At 44.3% G+C, this 17,850-nt stretch carries 16 protein-coding genes and 1 pseudogene; 13 read left to right on the top strand and 4 right to left on the bottom strand.

Features of this window, described 5'->3' with window-relative positions:
• The first annotated feature begins 27 nt into the window (after positions 1-27).
• The 3 genes from GQR42_RS18205 to GQR42_RS18215 all read left to right on the top strand — a co-directional run bounded on the left by GQR42_RS18205 (position 28) and on the right by GQR42_RS18215 (position 3,026).
• Positions 28-885 (top strand): IS5-like element ISMae4 family transposase, encoded by an 858-nt coding sequence (locus GQR42_RS18205; RefSeq protein WP_002732125.1) that lies wholly within the window; start codon positions 28-30, stop codon positions 883-885.
• A gap of 294 nt (positions 886-1,179) precedes the next feature.
• On the top strand, positions 1,180-2,055 hold the full coding sequence (locus tag GQR42_RS18210) for a Uma2 family endonuclease (RefSeq protein ID WP_158201029.1): 876 nt from the start codon (positions 1,180-1,182) through the stop codon (positions 2,053-2,055).
• A gap of 116 nt (positions 2,056-2,171) precedes the next feature.
• On the top strand, positions 2,172-3,026 hold the full coding sequence (locus tag GQR42_RS18215; RefSeq protein ID WP_158201030.1) for a Uma2 family endonuclease: 855 nt from the start codon (positions 2,172-2,174) through the stop codon (positions 3,024-3,026).
• Positions 3,027-3,110: 84 nt separating this feature from the next.
• Here GQR42_RS18215 and GQR42_RS18220 read toward each other — a convergent pair whose 3' ends face one another.
• Positions 3,111-3,773: a PEP-CTERM sorting domain-containing protein gene (locus tag GQR42_RS18220; RefSeq protein WP_158201031.1), complete on the bottom strand. Its 663-nt coding sequence runs from the start codon at positions 3,771-3,773 to the stop codon at positions 3,111-3,113.
• A 336-nt stretch (positions 3,774-4,109) separates the two neighbouring features.
• Between GQR42_RS18220 and GQR42_RS18225 the strand changes: the two genes are divergently transcribed.
• The 7 genes from GQR42_RS18225 to GQR42_RS27890 all read left to right on the top strand — a co-directional run bounded on the left by GQR42_RS18225 (position 4,110) and on the right by GQR42_RS27890 (position 9,502).
• Entirely contained in the window at positions 4,110-5,006 is an 897-nt protein-coding gene (locus GQR42_RS18225; RefSeq protein ID WP_158201032.1) for an ABC transporter permease, read from the top strand.
• 156 nt (positions 5,007-5,162) lie between these two features.
• Positions 5,163-5,495: a hypothetical protein gene (locus GQR42_RS18230; protein WP_158201033.1), complete on the top strand. Its 333-nt coding sequence runs from the start codon at positions 5,163-5,165 to the stop codon at positions 5,493-5,495.
• Between the two features lie 466 nt (positions 5,496-5,961).
• Positions 5,962-6,153 (top strand): cytochrome b6f subunit PetP, encoded by a 192-nt coding sequence (gene petP / locus GQR42_RS18235; RefSeq protein ID WP_002742483.1) that lies wholly within the window; start codon positions 5,962-5,964, stop codon positions 6,151-6,153.
• Positions 6,154-6,175: 22 nt separating this feature from the next.
• A complete protein-coding gene (locus tag GQR42_RS18240; protein ID WP_158201034.1) occupies positions 6,176-7,252 on the top strand; it encodes a Get3/ArsA fold putative tail anchor-mediating ATPase NosAFP in 1,077 nt (358 codons plus the stop codon).
• Positions 7,253-7,258: 6 nt separating this feature from the next.
• A complete protein-coding gene (chlG, locus tag GQR42_RS18245; protein WP_125732609.1) occupies positions 7,259-8,239 on the top strand; it encodes a chlorophyll synthase ChlG in 981 nt (326 codons plus the stop codon).
• Positions 8,240-8,514: 275 nt separating this feature from the next.
• Positions 8,515-9,243, top strand: a complete 729-nt coding sequence (locus GQR42_RS18250) for a Bax inhibitor-1/YccA family protein (RefSeq protein WP_150978226.1) — start codon at positions 8,515-8,517, stop codon at positions 9,241-9,243.
• An 88-nt stretch (positions 9,244-9,331) separates the two neighbouring features.
• On the top strand, positions 9,332-9,502 hold the full coding sequence (locus tag GQR42_RS27890; RefSeq protein ID WP_002742489.1) for a high light inducible protein: 171 nt from the start codon (positions 9,332-9,334) through the stop codon (positions 9,500-9,502).
• Positions 9,503-9,553: 51 nt separating this feature from the next.
• Here the strand turns inward: GQR42_RS27890 and GQR42_RS18255 are convergent, their stop codons facing one another.
• Both GQR42_RS18255 and GQR42_RS18260 read right to left on the bottom strand, forming a co-directional pair.
• Positions 9,554-10,174: a metalloprotease gene (locus tag GQR42_RS18255; RefSeq protein WP_158201035.1), complete on the bottom strand. Its 621-nt coding sequence runs from the start codon at positions 10,172-10,174 to the stop codon at positions 9,554-9,556.
• A 383-nt stretch (positions 10,175-10,557) separates the two neighbouring features.
• Positions 10,558-11,367: a Uma2 family endonuclease gene (locus GQR42_RS18260; RefSeq protein WP_158201036.1), complete on the bottom strand. Its 810-nt coding sequence runs from the start codon at positions 11,365-11,367 to the stop codon at positions 10,558-10,560.
• 208 nt (positions 11,368-11,575) lie between these two features.
• On the opposite strand from GQR42_RS18260, the gene GQR42_RS18265 reads away from it, so the two are divergent.
• Entirely contained in the window at positions 11,576-12,859 is a 1,284-nt protein-coding gene (locus GQR42_RS18265; protein ID WP_158201037.1) for a TldD/PmbA family protein, read from the top strand.
• Positions 12,860-13,107: 248 nt separating this feature from the next.
• On the opposite strand, the pseudogene GQR42_RS18270 reads toward GQR42_RS18265, so the two are convergent.
• Positions 13,108-14,800 (bottom strand): annotated as a pseudogene (locus tag GQR42_RS18270) (hypothetical protein).
• Positions 14,801-14,974: 174 nt separating this feature from the next.
• On the opposite strand from GQR42_RS18270, the gene bchD reads away from it, so the two are divergent.
• On the top strand, positions 14,975-16,975 hold the full coding sequence (gene bchD, locus GQR42_RS18275) for a magnesium chelatase ATPase subunit D (protein WP_158201038.1): 2,001 nt from the start codon (positions 14,975-14,977) through the stop codon (positions 16,973-16,975).
• 364 nt (positions 16,976-17,339) lie between these two features.
• Entirely contained in the window at positions 17,340-17,843 is a 504-nt protein-coding gene (locus tag GQR42_RS18280) for a hypothetical protein (protein ID WP_158201039.1), read from the top strand.
• Positions 17,844-17,850 lie beyond the last annotated feature (7 nt).

The raw sequence follows: 17,850 nt of genomic DNA on the forward strand, positions 1-17,850 counted from the left end.
GGTCAGGAAATCATCTATAATTTTGCTATGTTTATTAGCAAAATTATGGATTATCAAAACTTATCAGATGAACAATTCAAACGCCGTTTCGGTGTGTATAAACAAACATATAGAAAGATGGTAGAATCAGTAAAAAGTGTTGAAGCCGACTCTAATTCACCATCTAAAAGGGGACCGAAACCTAAACTATCTATAGAAGAACAAGTTTTAGTAACGTTAGAATATTGGCGAGAATATAGAACATATTTTCACATTGGTACAAGCTGGGAACTATCAGAATCAACTATATGTCGGATTGTAAATAAGACGGAAAAAATGCTTTTACAATCGGGAAACTTCCGTTTAAAAGGAAAAAAAGCTTTACTCAATCAAGCAGAGATACCGGTCATAACGGTAATGGATGTAACGGAAACTCCCATTGAACGCCCCCAAAAGAAACAGAAAGATTTTTTTTCGGGTAAAAGAGGTTATCATACTTTAAAATCCCAATTAGTAGCTGATCAAAATACCGAGGAAATTATCTGTGTCTTTTGTGGGAAAGGTAGAGGTCATGATTTTAGTTTATTTAAAAAAAGTCGAGTTCGTTTTCATCCTTTAACTACCAGCATAGAAGACAGTGGTTATCAGGGAATAGCTGCATACCATAGTAATAGTTATACACCGAAAAAGAAATCGAAAAATAGAAAATTAACAGAGTTAGAAAAAGAGTATAACAAGGCTTTAGCCAAAGAAAGGATTATCATTGAACATATAAATAGGAAACTCAAAATCTTTAAAATCTTATCCTGTAAATATCGGAATCGTCGTCGAAGATATAGTTTAAGAGTTAACTTGTTGGCGGCTATTTATAACTGTGAGTTAGGGATAGGTATAGCAGCTTCTTAAAAGTTGCCTAAAGATTAAGCAAGTCAAGGATAATTTATTCTCAATTTTTATAATTGAGATAGTTTGTGCCGCTTAAATAAAGAGGTTTTGATAACCAAATTAAAGCAGCTCTAAAGAGTTTTGAGTTAAAAGTTAAACTTCAAGTTTTCATTCAGGACGAATGTACTGATTAACTAATTTTTTGGGGAAAATTAGTTAACCCATTATTATAACATATAATTAATTTGCAAGAGTTCTAATCGGCCAATTTTCTGTTAGAATTAGCAGTAATCAAACACCACGCTTGCAGGAGCTATGGTTAACCTCACCGATAATAAAAATCGCCCTCTTCCCAGCGCCGAAGAATTGCCCTCTTCCGATGAAACTCCAGTGGACAATCAGTTACAAAATGATCTTCCCAATCTGCTGCTAAGTTTATTAGCCTCAATTTGGTCTGGTCGAGATGATTGGTATTTTGGGGTAGATATGGCTGTCTATTATAATCCAGACGAACCAGCTTTTGTCCCCGATGGTTTCTTAGCAGTTGGAGTCAACCATGATACGGGAGAAAGAGGCCGGTTAAGCTATGTTTTGTGGGGAGAAAAGTACATCTTGCCGATTTTGTTTTTAGAGGTGATTTCCGAGAAGTATAATAGTGAATATGAGGAAAAATTCTTAAATTACCAAAACCTGGGGATTCAGTATTATGCAATATACAATCCTTTCAGTGGCAGAAGAGGAAGATTTAAAAAGCGACAAAGATTAGAAGTATATAAATTAATCTCAGGGAAATATGAACTTCTAGAGAGTGAGAATAATCGAGTTTGGTTGCCTGAAATTGGCTTGGCGCTGGGTTATGAAAAAGGAGAACATATTGCTTGGTATCGGGAATGGTTATACTGGTATGACAAGTCAGGAAATCGCTATCTAACGGCTGAGGAAAGAGCGAACCAGGCTGAAGCCATTGCTGCTCAAGAACGGCAAATTGCCAATCGAGAACGTCTGGCTAAACAAGAGGCTGATGCGATCGCTAGTCAAGAACGGCTGGCGAAACAAGAGGCTGAAGCGATCGCTGCTCAAGAACGGCAAATTGCCAATCAAGAACGGCTGGCTAAACAAGAGGCTGAACAAAAAGCCATCCGGCTGGCTGAAAGGCTCAGAGAGCTTGGAATTAACCCCGATGAAATGTAACAGATATGACGCTGACACCGCAGTATCTATATCGAGGAGATGTTCTACCCATTTAGTCATGTTCTCTGGTGTCCTGTTAGAATTAGCAGTAATCAAACACCACGCTTGCAGGAGCTATGGTTAACCTCACCGATAATAAAAATCGCCCTCTTCCCAGCGCCGAAGAATTGCCCTCTTCCGATGAAACTCCAGTGGACAATCAGTTACAAAATGATCTTCCCAATCTGCTGCTAAGTTTATTAGCCTCAATTTGGTCTGGTCGAGATGATTGGTATTTTGGGGTAGATATGGCTGTCTATTATAATCCAGACGAACCAGCTTTTGTCCCCGATGGTTTCTTAGCAGTTGGAGTCAACCATGATACGGGAGAAAGAGGCCGGTTAAGCTATGTTTTGTGGGGAGAAAAGTACATCTTGCCGATTTTGTTTTTAGAGGTGATTTCCGAGAAGTATAATAGTGAATATGAGGAAAAATTCTTAAATTACCAAAACCTGGGGATTCAGTATTATGCAATATACAATCCTTTCAGTGGCAGAAGAGGAAGATTTAAAAAGCGACAAAGATTAGAAGTATATAAATTAATCTCAGGGAAATATGAACTTCTAGAGAGTGAGAATAATCGAGTTTGGTTGCCTGAAATTGGCTTGGCGCTGGGTTACGAAAAAGGAGAACATATTGCTTGGTATCGGGAATGGTTATACTGGTATGACAAGTCAGGAAATCGCTATCTAACGGCCGAGGAAAGAGCGAACCAGGCTGAAGCCATCGCTAGTCAAGAACGTCTGGCTAAACAAGAGGCTGAAGCGATCGCTAGTCAAGAACGGCTGGCGAAACAAGAGGCTGAAGCGATCGCTGCTCAAGAACGGCAAATTGCCAATCAAGAACGTCTGGCTAAACAAGAGGCGGAACAAAAATCCATCCGGCTGGCTGAAAGGCTCAGAGCGCTTGGAATTAACCCCGATGAAATGTAGTATCTGACTTCTCCAAGGTATCAAAAAACCCCCCCCAAAAAAAGAGAGAGGAAACCTGCGTCTCCTCTCCTCTTTCTTGGGACATTATTTTCTCGCTTTGCTAACAGCACCCCCTAGCATTAAACCGCCCAGGGTGATAAGACCAAGAAGGCTAGAGGGTTCGGGGACAGGAGTCGCATCAAGTGTAACGTTATCGAAAACTAATTGTGTCCCCCCATTATTCGGACGGTCAATAGAGATGCGAATTCCCACACCCTGATCGGCAATCCCCGCCAGATAAGAAGTGTTGAACGATAAGAACACTCCCCTTGACGAAAAGGAACTCTGATTGAATGTAAAACTTGACAAAACGGTATTATTATCACTCCGGCGAAGCGAAATTGTACTGTTCGGCAAGGTCAAGTTGCTTGGTTCATCTAGACGAATACCCGCGAATAAATTGAGCGTATATCGAGTTCCGGCTTGATAAGTGCCGGCTACGTCTTGGTAGATCGATCCACCATTGAAAGCAATAAGACCCGCCTGCGAACCGTTGGGTACTCCGCTTGGAAATTGAGTCGCATTGAATAGCTGAACCGCCGCATTGCCACTCACGATCCAACCGGTAATACCTGGTGAAACATTAGGGGTTGATGGTGTCTCGAAGGAAAAATTATTGACAGTCACGCTTGCAGCTTGTGCCGCACCAGCAGTTGCCAGAGTCGCCAGGGCAACTCCAGAGACAATCCCGAGTTGTTTTATTTTCATCAAAAGAAAAGGGTTAATAGTAGATGATTTGAGCGCCTGACATTTCGATTTGGGTTAAGCGATCGGGCAACCCAAAACAATGACAAGCGAACATAACAGTCAAGAGCATACACACTTCCCCCCCCCCATACTGTATCAAAAGTTACAATTTAGTAAATATTTACATTTTTCTCCCCCAAGGCTTACGCCCCTTGTATATTGGAGAAGTGGTAGGGTGTAAGCCTTTTCTTGGAGAGGATTTGCCGATCACCGGAACCCCAAGAGAGCCATCTGATCAGTTATAAACTGTTGACTATCTAAATTACTCGTTAAGACTGCATTAGAGGTAAATATTTCATGAGCCAAACCATCACACCTTCTTCCTTAAAAGCTAGTTTAGCCCCCAATCCCACTAGAGCAGCAACGGTGGACGATGGGGGAAATGTGCTAGGGGAATTTCTGCAAGAAACTCTGGCCATGACTAAACGTCTGTTCATCCAATTACAACGTCGTCCTTCAACCCTAATCGCGGGGGTAATTCAGCCCTTTATGTGGCTGATTTTATTCGGGGCATTGTTTTATAATGCCCCCCAGGGTCTATTCGGCAACGATCTCAGTTATGCTAAATTTCTCGCCCCCGGGGTGATTGTCTTTACCGCTTTTTCCGGGGCCTTAAATGCCGGTTTGCCGGTAATGTTCGATCGAGAATTTGGCTTTCTTAACCGTCTCTTGGTAGCACCTTTAACCACTCGTTACTCGATCGTGGCCGCTTCTACCATCTATATTATCGCCCTCAGTTTCATCCAAACCGCCTCGATCGTGGCCGCTAGTGCCTTTTTAGGAGCAGGATTGCCCAGTTTAGCTGGATTAGGTGCGATCGCTGTGATTGTGTTCCTAATAGTTTTGGGTATGACTGCCTTAAGTCTCAGTTTAACCTTTGCCCTACCCGGACATATCGAATTAATCGCCGTCATTTTCGTCACCAATTTACCGCTTTTATTTGCCAGTACCGCCCTCGCGCCCTTAAACTTTATGGCAGATTGGTTAAAAGTAATCGCCAGTCTCAACCCTCTCACCTATGCGATCGAACCGATCCGTTATATTTATTTCAATCAGCACTGGTCTTTTGATAGCATAGTCTTACAAACTCCTTGGCTTGACCTCAATTTCTTGACAGTTTTAGGCCTACTCTTAGCTTTTGATCTGCTAATCCTTTTGGCAATTCAGCCCTTACTTCGTCGTCGTTTTGCTTAAATCAGTTATCAGTTATCAGGAGTCAGGAGTCAGGAGTCGGGAGTCAGGAGTCAGGAGATTATTTTTTATTCTTCCCACACCCCACACCCCACACCCCTAACCTGTAACTTTCTCACCGCCAAAAACTAGATAATTTTCTGAGGAGTTAGTTAGATTATGAATACTCAAAAAATGTTGATCAAATCGTCTTTATTTCTAGCTACTATTTTATTAGTCGGGGCTGATTTTAATCCGCAAGTGTTAGCTCAAAGCTTGAACCCCAGTCAACCGGATTATCAAAAAAATGAACGTAGTTCCGATGGCAGGGATGGTCTCGGTGGTTTTAATCCTTTAGACTTGATTCATAATAGTAATTTTCGCCGTAGCCGGGACGGAGCGGAATTTCAGGAAGATACTCGCGATAATATCAACGAAGCGGCCGAGGAGTTTAAACGCAAGCAAAGAGAACAACTGGAAAATCTGCAAAATCCTGCTCCAGAAACCAAATAAAACCCCTTTTGTGAGTAGCTAGACACAATTAATTGCACATATCTAACTAGGGTCTGCTGAATAAATCTAAAAACCTTGTTGGATAATACTTTTAGACTTTTTTCCCATCAAAAAGTGCCTTGGCTAGGGGTGATCGGGGGGAAAATTCAGGTACTTTTTCCCTGAAAATTAGGTAGTTGACCACCTGAAAATCGGTAAAACCCTACACCCCACACCCCACACCCCACACCCTGCCCCCAGGGAAACCTTTTTCAGCAGACCCTAACTACCTCTTGCCTTTTGCATGAGTGCCTATCCTAAGCAAGAAGTTGATTTTGTTCAATAGCCTAGTATATATGATCGTTGAGTGCAGATGATCTTAGAAAGACCAATGACCGAAGATCATTGGGGGGTTTATCTTACACGAATTTATATTAAACTTAGGATTGGTTTATTGAATTATCGTCTTATTAAAACTGTGGAAGTAATGGAAATCGGGCAAAAAGTCAAGGTCTGTCGCTTAAGAGACCGCGTTAACTCGGATGTAGCGGGTAAATTAGGTAAAGTGGGTGTCATCAAAAATTTTAAGATGACCGATGGCAGCGGTGTTGGTGCTGTTGTCCAGTTCGATGATAAGACCGCTACTTGGTTTTTTGAGGATGAACTCAAACTCATCTAAATACAACGCTTAGGAATTAACTATGTCCTTAATTTTGACCTTTTTGGGCAAGGGGGGCAGCGGTCGCAGTACAATAGCGATCGCTGCGGCAAAAAAAATGGCTGGTCTGGGGTCAAAAGTTCTCTTGATCGGTCAAGATTCTGGTCCTGCTTGGGGATTACTCCTCAAGGCCTCCCCTAGCTCCTCCGTCACGGAAATTGCCCCCAATCTCTCGGTTATCCAACTTAGTAGTACCTATTTACTAGAAAAGAGTTGGGAAGAAGTCAAGGAATTAGAAAAGCAGTATTTGCGTTCTCCCACCTTGAAAAATGTTTATGGTCAAGAGTTGGGCATTTTACCCGGAATGGACCAAGCTCTAGCTTTAAATTTCCTGCGGGAACAGGATAAAAGCGGAAATTACGATGTCATCATCTACGACGGCAGCGGAGATATCAACAGTCTGCGAATGTTAGGGATTCCAGAGGTGGGCAGCTGGTATTCACGGCGTTTTCGGCAGGTTTTCAGTGATTCCGAGATTGGTCGCACCCTTTCTCCCTTTTTCCAACCAATCGCCGCTGCCGTGCTGAATTTCTCCTTTAATCCCAACGATTTAGGGCAAAAGGGCGATAATAACATTCTAGACGAGGGACGCTCCGCTTTAGCTAATCCTCGGCGAGTTTTAGCCTATTTAGTCACCAATGATGATCCAATTGCGATCGCAGATGCCAAATATCTTTGGGGTGGGGCGCAGCAAATCGGTTTAAATGTGGGGGGAGTGATTTTTAATCGCTGTCAGAGTGCCACGGAGGATTTTGCACCGCTGCCGGCCGCGATTTTACCCGACCGTCAAGGAGAAGATTGGCAGGAGTTAATCGCCGAGTTACCCAATTTTCTCACGGTGCAGCCACCCAAACCGTTAATAATCGATACGGCAGCCGGTCAGGTCAAGGTTTATTTACCCGGATTCGAGAAAAAACAGGTAAAACTGACGCAATCGGGTCCAGAATTAACCATCGAAGCCGGGGATCAACGGCGTAATATTGATGTACCACCGCCTCTGACCGGACGAGCGGTAAAAGGGGCAAAATTCCAAGACGGTTACTTAATTATTTCTTTTTAAGGGATTATGTCGAACACCGAGATAGAAAACAAGGATAATCGAGGCGCAAAAACTCGCCAATTATTGGGCATGAAAGGGGCCTCATCGGCAGAAACCTCCCTCTGGAAAATCCGCTTACAATTGATGAAGCCGATCACTTGGATTCCCCTGATTTGGGGGGTTGTCTGTGGGGCAGCTTCATCGGGGAATTATACTTGGTCTTTAGAAGATGTCTTAAAAGCGGCCACCTGTATGTTACTTTCTGGTCCATTGATGACCGGTTATACCCAAACTTTAAATGATTTTTACGATCGAGAAATCGATGCAATTAATGAACCCTATCGTCCAATTCCTTCGGGGGCAATTTCTATTCCGCAAGTAGTCGGCCAGATTTTGGTTTTATTAGCGGGTGGGTTAGGAATAGCTTATCTTCTTGATCGCTGGGCCGGTCATGATTTCCCGATCATGCTCTGTTTAACCCTATTTGGTTCTTTTATCGCCTATATTTATTCAGCGCCACCCTTAAAATTAAAACAAAATGGTTGGCTGGGAAATTATGCCCTCGGTGCTAGTTATATAGCATTACCTTGGTGGGCAGGTCACGCCCTTTTTGGTCAGTTAAATTGGACAATTATGATCCTAACCCTCATCTATAGTCTAGCGGGGTTAGGCATTGCCGTCGTTAACGACTTTAAAAGTGTGGAAGGTGACGAAAAATTAGGCTTAAAATCCTTACCAGTTATGTTTGGAATTACCACCTCGGCTTGGATTTGCGTGATTATGATCGATGTTTTTCAAGCAGGAATTGCGGGCTATCTGATTAGTATTCATCAGAATCTTTATGCCGCTATTTTACTGTTATTAATTATCCCTCAGATCACTTTCCAAGATATGTATTTTCTGCGGGATCCGCTCAAAAATGATGTCAAATATCAAGCCAGCGCCCAGCCTTTTCTAGTGTTAGGAATGTTGGTGACAGGTTTGGCTTTAGGTCAGGGGATACTCTGAAGATTGTAATTAATAAAAACAGGAAATATCCAGTTTACGCGACATAATCGGCTTGAATTGGGCTTCTGTTTACGGTGACTTGAGCGGTCAAGGGGGGTGAAAACTGTGGCTTCTAGCTCGATCACCAGTCTTTTCGTTACAATCAAGAGGTAATTGTGCTTGAGGGGAAAACTTTCTTTCTTCTCGGCCAACTATTCGGCATTCTTGACAAACTAATCAAGAATAGTTTCTGTTTAACAAGATTGATTGAGACAAGTATCTCGCACCCTATCACCATGAGTAATACCAGTAACTTTCGTCAAGCTTTACGCGAGGCTAAAAGCCAAGCGCTTATCGGCCCCAATGTTATCCCCAAGGCCCTGCCCTATCTCGGTGGCGGTCTAATTTTGACTGCGGTGGGAACCTATGGCGGTTTAGGTGTGATCCAATCCTATCCCCAGATTTTCTTCCCGACTTTCTTTGTCGCTCTGATTGCCGAGATTATTTTATTTTTTGTCGCCCGTAATACTGCGGAAAAAGGCAATACAGGCACTGCTCTGCCCCTGCTGACTCTCTATAGTCTTCTTTCTGGCTATACTCTCAGTGGAATCGTCTATGTGGCCCTAGGTACTTCCGGTGTCGGTTTGCGAGGAGTAGCAATTGCTGCCCTTGGCTGCGGCATTGCTTTTGTGTTGGGACGCAATATCGGCTCGAATCTGTCGGAAAAAGATGGTTTAGCCCTGACTCAAACCGTTAGCATCGGTATTCTTGCTCTCTTTATTGTTCTCATTGGTCAGCTAATTTTCTCTATCTTTGGTGGCGCTACTCCCACCTGGTTAGAAATCGCTATTTCTGGCATCGGGGTTTTCTTGTTTGCCGGCTCGGCAGTGGTGGACTTTTACATCTTGCCCCGTACCTACAGAGATGAACAGTATCTCAGCGCTGCTTTATCGATGTATTTGACCTATATCAACCTATTTATCTTTATTCTGCGCCTTTTGATCGCTCTTAACGGTCGAGATTAGGGCAAATAGGGAGGAGTTAGAAATTAGTTACAACCTAACTTCTAACTCCGCTAGAATAGTAAAGAAATGTAAACGGACTGTAAAGATCATGACTGAACCACAACCGACTCAAACCCCCAAATTAGAAGATCCCAAATTTGGCTTTAATGACTATGCCGAGCGCCTCAACGGTAGAGCCGCTATGATTGGTTTTGTGATCACCCTGTTGATCGAGTATCTAACTGGCCAAGGTCTGTTATCTTGGTTAGGGTTACAGTAATTTTTTAGGCTTTTTTAGGCATTCTAGGGGAAATACAGCCTTGAATGCTAGTTAACGCATACAGGCTTGATGATTTTCCCCGTAGAATCCTTGTAGGACCGAATCACCTCGCTGTTGTGGTGTGCCGTGGGAGCGGTTGGGGGCCTCAAAATCGCCCACTTCCGAGGCCGCTTCCGCTAGAAGTTTTCCTGCTATTATATAATCCTGTTTGGATAAACCTCTCGCTTCGGTAAATAACCAGGAAAGGGTATCTCCAGCGAGACAATCGGCCTGTAATTCAATGCCGATGCTCATTCCGCCTTCATCGATGCCACCGATACCCCGATTCCACTGAATAGCGTGAGCTGCCTCGTGAGCGACGGCGTAAAGGGGAAATAGGGGATTATCGCTAATACCAGTAACTTGCTTGAGATTGACATAGACTGTATTATCTACAGTGCAGAAAGCCGCTAGGGAAATTACGCCGCAGGGAGTGGTTATCGGGCCATCGCTTAACAAATACTTAAAATTGATCTGGTGTAATTGAGCCGTATATTCAATTACCGCTTCTAGGGCATCCGTAATATCGTCTGCTTGCGCTCTCTGGGCTAGAGGGGATAAAATCAAGAGGGAACTACAAGAAACGGCAGATATCAGGGACAATAACCGTTTACGGCCAGAGTTAGGGTTCATGATACTAAAAAAGTCGGGAGTGAGGAAGAAGTGTAATTAATCTGGATTAGCCTACCGCTACGATCACAATTTTAAAAGCTATATCTAAGACTTCCAGAGAAAATACAGAATTTACGCGGCTTTTGATCGAAGTTTAGAGAATTTCTCGTCAAGGTTTAGGAAATTAATTTGGCGCGACTACTTATTGTGTTGAAAATATGTCCGTCAGTCAGGCAAAAAGCTCTTCATCAGGTCATTTCCCCATCTCCCCACCCTGATCATCTCCTACAAATGTACCATAATTTCTTGCAGAAGTCGGCCAAGGGGAAAGGGATAATTTTCCCTTTAATATGACCCCCTTTTCCCTACATTTTCCGAAAATTTCCTGACTTATGCCAGAGACACTATAAATCTATCCCCATTTCCTGCAAACGAGCCGCCAGAAGTTGAGAACGCTGTCTTTCCGCTTCCAGAGCTTGCTGAGTAGCATTTAATTGCTCCTGTGCCGCAGCCGCTTGCTCCTGTGCCGCAGCCGCTTGCTCCTGTGCCGCTTCTTCCGGCAAGGGGATTAAATTGCCTTCCGGGTCATAAAATCTCGCCCAGATTGCCGTTTCTCGGTCAATAGTACCCTGCCAAGTTCCCAACCAATAGCCCAAGGTTTCGCACCATAACCAGCCGCGCTCGTTTCGTTCTAAAGAATGGTAGCGTTGGTCGGCTCCTAAATGCCATCCTTGTAAAGAATTGCCATCAAAAGGATCGTAGATGAAATAATCCGGCGTGCGGAAGGTTCCCTCATAAATGGCTTTTTTTCGCACTTTATCGGTTCTCGCGGTACTAGGAGAGGTTAATTCCACGATAACGTCAGGATAACGTCCCTCTTCTTCCCAAATTACCCAACCCTGTCGCTCTCTGCTGCCATCGACATTGAGGACAGCGAAGAAATCGGGCCCGCGAAAATCGCGATTTTTCGCCTGTTCGCGGCTGAAATAAATAAACATATTGCCACCCGTGTAGAAGTCGTCTCGTTCGCCGTAACCCTGCTGTAGGGAGCGAATCAAGACATTCATGGCAATGCGGTGTCGGTTGCTTTCCAAGGGTTCACCATCATCAAAAATTAAGTCTGTGGGGGGTGGGGTGGGTTCCCAGAAGTCCTCGAAATCTTCTTCTATCAGTGCCGGAGAGGTGGCAGTTTCGTCGCTTTTGGCAATCGTCATTTTTTCGGCCTCTCTAGGTGGGAGTATCCATGTTTTTGACTCTCGATCGATTCTATGATAACTTCATTGCCCATTTGATCATCTTTGCTCAAAAATATTGATCAATAAGCAAAAATTTTTTAACTCGCTGCGGTCTTATTAGCAGCGTTTGCGCCGAAGTGCCGGGGCTTGAGATAATCAGATAGCTATTATCTCAAAAACTATCACCATGACGATCGATCCGCAACAACTCATCGAACTAGCTCTTAAATCGGGAGCGGTGGCAGCCGAAGTTTATCAATCTTCCTCCCTTTCCCATCCCGTTTTTTTTGAGGCTAATCGTCTCAAGCAGCTAGAAAGTTCCGAATCCGTGGGAACTGCCTTAAGATTATGGCGCGAGGGTTGTCCAGGGTTAGCGGTGGGTTATGGTGATGTGGAACCGGAAATTTTAGTAGAAACGGCGTTAAATTTATCCTATCTCAATGCCCCCGAAGAAATCGAATTTTCGGCACCACGACAGGCAATTTATGACCCGATTGGGCAAGATGTGGCGGTAGAATCTTTAATCGAGATGGGTAATCAAATGATTGGCCAAATTCGCCAAGTTTATCCTGAGGTTATTTGTAGTGGTGAATGGGAATGTGAACGGGAAATCACCCGTTTAGTTAATTCCCAGGGTTTATATTGTCAATATACTGATACATCTTTGAGTTATTATGTGGGGATTGAATGGGTGCGGGGGGAGGATTTTCTAGCGGTTTATGATGGGGAATATACTCGCAGTACACCTCATCCCGAAACGGTAATTAAACAGTTATTGCAGCGACTACAATGGGCAGCAAATAATGTGGATAGTCCCACGGGGAAATTACCAATTTTATTGACCGCTAATGCAGTTACCCTGTTATGGGGTACGGTGGCGATGGCTTTAAATGGGAAACAGATCTTAGAAAAGTCCTCGCCCTGGAGTGATAAAATCGGTCAATTGGTGATGTCAGAAAAGTTGACTTTATCCCAACAACCCCAGCGAGAACCCTATAGTTGTCCCTTTGATGATGAGGGAACTCCCACCAAATTTTTATCTTTAATTGAGGGAGGTAGAGTTAAGGAATTCTATAGCGATCTTACCACGGCCAGATTATTAAAAACTACTCCGACGGGAAACGGTTTTCGTCCTAGTTTAGGGGTTTATCCTATGCCAGATTTAGTTAATTTAATCGTGGCACCGGGAGAGGGAACTTTAGAGGATTTAATCTCGCAAATAGATGAAGGCTTAGTTATCGACCAAATTTTAGGTCATGGGGCCGATATTTCTGGCGATTTTTCTGTCAATATCGATCTGGGTTATCGCATAGAAAAGGGCAAAATCACCGGGCGAGTTAAAGATACAATGGTGACGGGAAATGTTTATACAGCTTTGCAGAATTTAATCGCTTTGGGGGCCGATAATCAATGGAATGGCTCCTGTTATACTCCCTCGCTAATCGTTGATAGTTTATCGGTGGTAGGGTAAAAATGTTATCAGTTATCAGTTATCAGTTATCAGTTCACCGACTACTTTTTGGGGTTAATTTTTTGGGGCTTTATTTGACCTGAAAAGAGGGGGGTCGCAGGCAGGCACGGATTCCCATTATATAAGAAATTATCTGTCAAGTCGTGGAGTTTTGTCAAGCTTTTTTGGAAAAAAAATTTAACCGATACTCAAGGGGAGAAAATTGTCGGCAGAAATATTATTTAATCCCCCCCGTGAGTCGGTATTTTTCAGCTTGGGATTAACGCTTTAGTTGCCGAGGCACCAAGGCGATTTAATTGCCGATTAATTTGCCATCCGACGAGGGTTAAACCCAACCACTGACTGAAGATTGCTAAAGCGAAAGAGGGAAGTGTAGCGTATTGAGTAGCGGCAATGGGAAGAAAAGTAAAAAACCATAACAGCGGAGATTGACTGGGATTAACTCCCAAGACAATGAAACAGAGGAAGGGGAAAATAATCAAAATGCCGATGCTACTGGCTGCCAGCAAAGCGCGCTTATTTGTGCTGGCTAACATCAATAGTTGGGCGATAGCGGCATAGACTAAAATCATGTTCATTGCCAAGAGAAACCCGGCTGCAGTGGCTAGTTTATATTGATGGAGAGGGGCGGCGATAAAAATAGCGGGAAGGATGAATAAAATGGCAATAGCGACGTTAACAGCCATGGCTAGGGTAGAAGGGCTTTTTTCGCCAAAGATTAAAGCTTTCCCCAGACTAATGCCCGTTTTTTCCCTCCAGATGACGATAGCGCGCCCAATCTTGGAGAGTTTGACGATTGGGAGTTAAAGCGATGAGGATTAACAAGCCAAAAATCGCCACAAAAACGCTAAGAATGACAAAATTATCGAAAAGATAGCTCGGTTCCAGAGTTAGAGTTTGGAAGACAAAACCTAGGCTAATGGCACTAAAACAGCCCATCATCCAGTAACTTTGGGGTTTGCTAACAAGAGTAGCGAGGGGATTATGGAAGCGACGCTGGAGAATTCTGGTTAAACCGTAGGTACAGAGGGCAAAATTGAGAAAAATTAAACTAATACCCATTATAACCGATTGCCAGAGAGATTGACCGTACCAACGCAGATCGAAGACTTGTGGGATTCCTAGATAGCCTACCGCATCGGGGGGGAGAAAGGTAGATTTAACTAGATAGGGAAGGACAAAACTAGGATTAAAGAGAATTAACCAATCAAAGGGGGTACGGGAACCACCATAGCCCGATAAAGTAAAAATAGTGCTATAAAACGCAAAGAATAAGACTGTAGCACTGCCCAACCAGGGTTGAAATCCCCCTAACCATGGCGTAGCTAAAGCGAAACTAAGGGCAGCATGATAGAAAAAGGCACAACTAGCGATTAGAACCCCGTAGAAGGCTAAAATTAACGATAAGGGAATACCTGCTAATAAACCCGCTCCCAAGTGAAAGGGTAAAGCGAGAAGACAGACGAGATAGAGGAGAATGGGAACCCCGAAAATTTTGCCGATAAAAATCGTTTTGGCGGGTTGGGGACTTAGACGGATAAAATTAAGTGTACCCTGGCGTTCTTCCCCGGAAAGATCGGCGATTAATTGATAGGTTCCCACCACTAAAAGAGCGAAAATACCGGTAATACTCAGAAAAGTGAAGATATCTAACCACCATAACCGGGAGATAATCATCCATTCACCATTTAAGTCTTGGATACAGTATTTAAGCCCACTATAGGGATAATAGTCGTTGTGATTGGGGGGATTAGCGGTACAGTAACGACTAAATCCCGTCCCTACCGGTAAGAGATTCTGATAGTACAAGTAAACTAATAATTGACTAACAAGGGAGATAATCGAGGCGATCGAGATATTTTTCGGGGTTAATCTTCCTTGCCATTCTCGCATAATTTGCGGGTTGGTTTCCGTAAGGCGATCGATTATTGTCGCTATCATATTTCTGTCCTCTCTACAGCCGTTATCAGGAGCTAATCCTAGATTAACCCGGCAACTTGTCGATCGGTTCGGGGATGAAGAAATCGATCGAGATGCAGGGAATCAAAAGAGGAAAAGTGCCAGACCAGTGAGCTTCTGTTTTACACTAGAATTTGGCCGCCTGAATCTAGATCTATGCCCACTCTGACCCTCAATTTTCCCCTAACTGCCGTTGTCGGCCAAGAAGCGATTAAATTAGCCCTACTCTTAGCCGCCGTGGATCCCGCTCTAGGGGGTGTGGTAATTGCCGGTCGTCGGGGAACCGCCAAATCAGTCATGGCGCGAGCGATACATTGCCTACTGCCACCGATCGAAATTATTGCAGGTAATGTTTTTAATTGCGATCCCAACAATCCCGACGAATGGGACGATCGCACTAAAGAAGAATATAGCAGTGGAGAAGTCGCCACGGAAGTTATCCGGGCCCCTTTTGTGCAGATTCCCCTAGGAGTGACCGAGGATCGTTTATTGGGTTCCGTCGATGTGGAAGAATCGGTGAAACGGGGGGAACCGGTCTTTCAACCCGGTTTATTAGCCAGCGCCCATCGGGGAATTCTCTACGTTGATGAAATTAATCTACTTGATGACCAAATTGCTAACCAATTACTAACAGTTTTAAGCGAAGGGCGCAACCAAATTGAACGGGAAGGCATCAGTTTTCAACATCCCTGTAAACCAATCCTGATCGCTACTTATAACCCAGAAGAAGGGGATTTACGAACCCATTTATTAGATAGAATTGCCATTGCGCTTTCCGCCGATGGTGTCCTTAGTTTAGACCAACGAGTCACCGCCGTCAATCAGGCGATCGAGTATGCTGTTTCTCCCACCGCTTTTATCGCCCAATATGCCCAAGAAATCGACGATCTAAAAACCGAAATTATCCTAGCGAGGGAATGGTTAAAAGAGGTAAAAATTAAACCCGAACAAATTAGTTATCTAGTGGAGGAAGCGGTGCGCGGTAGGGTGGAAGGTCATCGCGCCGAGATTTTTGCCGTGAGAGTAGCCAAGGCCGCCGCTGCTTTAGAAGGTCGGGATTTAGTCAGTGCCGATGACTTAAAAAGAGCCGTCGAATTAGTTATTGTACCTCGATCGCTGATTACGCCACCACCTCCCGAACAGGAACAACAACAACCACCGCCACCACCGCCACCACCGGAACCGCCCCAAGACGAAAACCAGCAGGAACAGGAAGAAAAAGAGGAGGAGAAAGAGGAAGAAAAAGAACCGGAACAGCCGGATAATTTGCCGGAAGAATTTGTTTTCGACCCAGAAGGGGTTTTACTGGATCCCAGTGTGCTGTATTTTGCCCAGATGGCCCAGCGTCAGGGGAAATCGGGGGCGCGTAACCTGATTTTCTCGGAGGATAGAGGACGTTATATTAAGCCAATGTTACCCCGGGGTAAGGTAAAAAGAGTCGCCGTCGATGCCACTCTCCGGGCGGCCGCACCCTATCAAAAAGCCCGTCGCTTAAGGAATCCCGAACGTCATGTGATTATAGAAGAAGGGGATCTGCGCTCAAAACGGCTGGCCCGCAAGGCTGGTTCTTTAATTGTCTTTGTCGTTGATGCCTCCGGTTCCATGGCCCTGAATCGGATGCAGTCGGCCAAAGGTGCGGTTATGCGTCTGTTAACGGAAGCTTACGAAAATCGCGACCAGATTGCCCTGATTCCTTTCCGGGGTGAGCGAGCAGATGTACTATTGCCACCGACCAAATCGATTACCCTAGCGAAAAAACGTCTAGAAACCCTGCCCTGTGGTGGCGGTTCCCCCTTAGCCCACGGTTTAACCCAAGCGGTTCATGTGGGGATGAATGCCCGTTTATCGGGGGATATCGGTCAAGTGGTGGTGGTGGCGATTACCGACGGGAGAAGTAATATTCCTTTGGCGAAATCTCTAGGCGAACCGATTCCGGAGGGGGAAAAACCGGATATTAAGGCAGAACTGCTCGATATTGCCGCTAAAATTCGCTCTTTAGGCATTAAACTGCTGGTTATCGATACGGAGAAAAAATTCGTCTCCACTGGTTTTGCCAAAGAATTAGCCCTAAAAGCCGGGGGTAAATATTATCATCTACCCCGGGCCACGGAACAAGCGATCGCATCTATGGCGCGAGGGGCAATTGCGGGACTATAGCTAATGGTTAGGGGGTGCAGATCATTTTTGTCAATCTACCATCCCCACCCTAGCTTTAAGCCCTACCCTGTCAGGGTTTTAGACTATTCTTGGGCTAGAAACAAATCGCACCCGCAAATGTGAGATGCTTACACGCGGTTGTTCATACATTTGTATTAATTGAAAAGTTACCGATAATTGCTCGGCAGTGGATATTTCTGTAATATTGAGATACAAGCCTAAAAATTGGCTATTGACTCGAATTTTGCTGATTTTCTGTTTTTTTTGGTCTGGTGTGGCAGAATCTAGAAAAACTTAACAATAATCAGCAATCAGCGAGAGATATACTACAAACAAACATGAGCAAGTTTTAATTAAGATAACTATGAGCTTTCGATTCGGCAAAATCTTGATAGCAGGGGTATTAGCAGCACTTTTGCTAGTAACTTCCTGTGCTAAAGCTCCCTCGCAATTTGACCAAGCGCAACAGGAAAGTACCGCTCGCGGGGCGGCGGCAGTGGTGAAAGAATCCACCTCTGGCGGCAGTTTTAATCGGTTTTTCCCGCCCTCTGGGGGAGGATACGAGCGCGTCTATACCCAGGAGAAAAAAGGCTTTGCTGAGGCAAAACTGAAGCAAGATGGCAAAGTTGTGGCTATGTTAGCCATATCTGACATTAGCAATAATCCCGCCGCGGCCAATAAATTCCAAGACAGTCAAACCACAATTAAAGGTTTTCCCTCTGTGGAACAGGGTGCAACCGCCAGCGCCGTTTTAGTCAATAATCGCTATCAAGTCAAGGTTTTATCGCGGGATGCGGATTTTACCGCCAGCGATCGCCAAGCTTGGTTGGCTAAGTTCGATTTAGATGGTTTAGCAAAATTAAAGTAAGGAGACA

Source organism: Microcystis aeruginosa FD4 (genome assembly GCF_009792235.1).
Taxonomy (GTDB): domain Bacteria; phylum Cyanobacteriota; class Cyanobacteriia; order Cyanobacteriales; family Microcystaceae; genus Microcystis; species Microcystis viridis.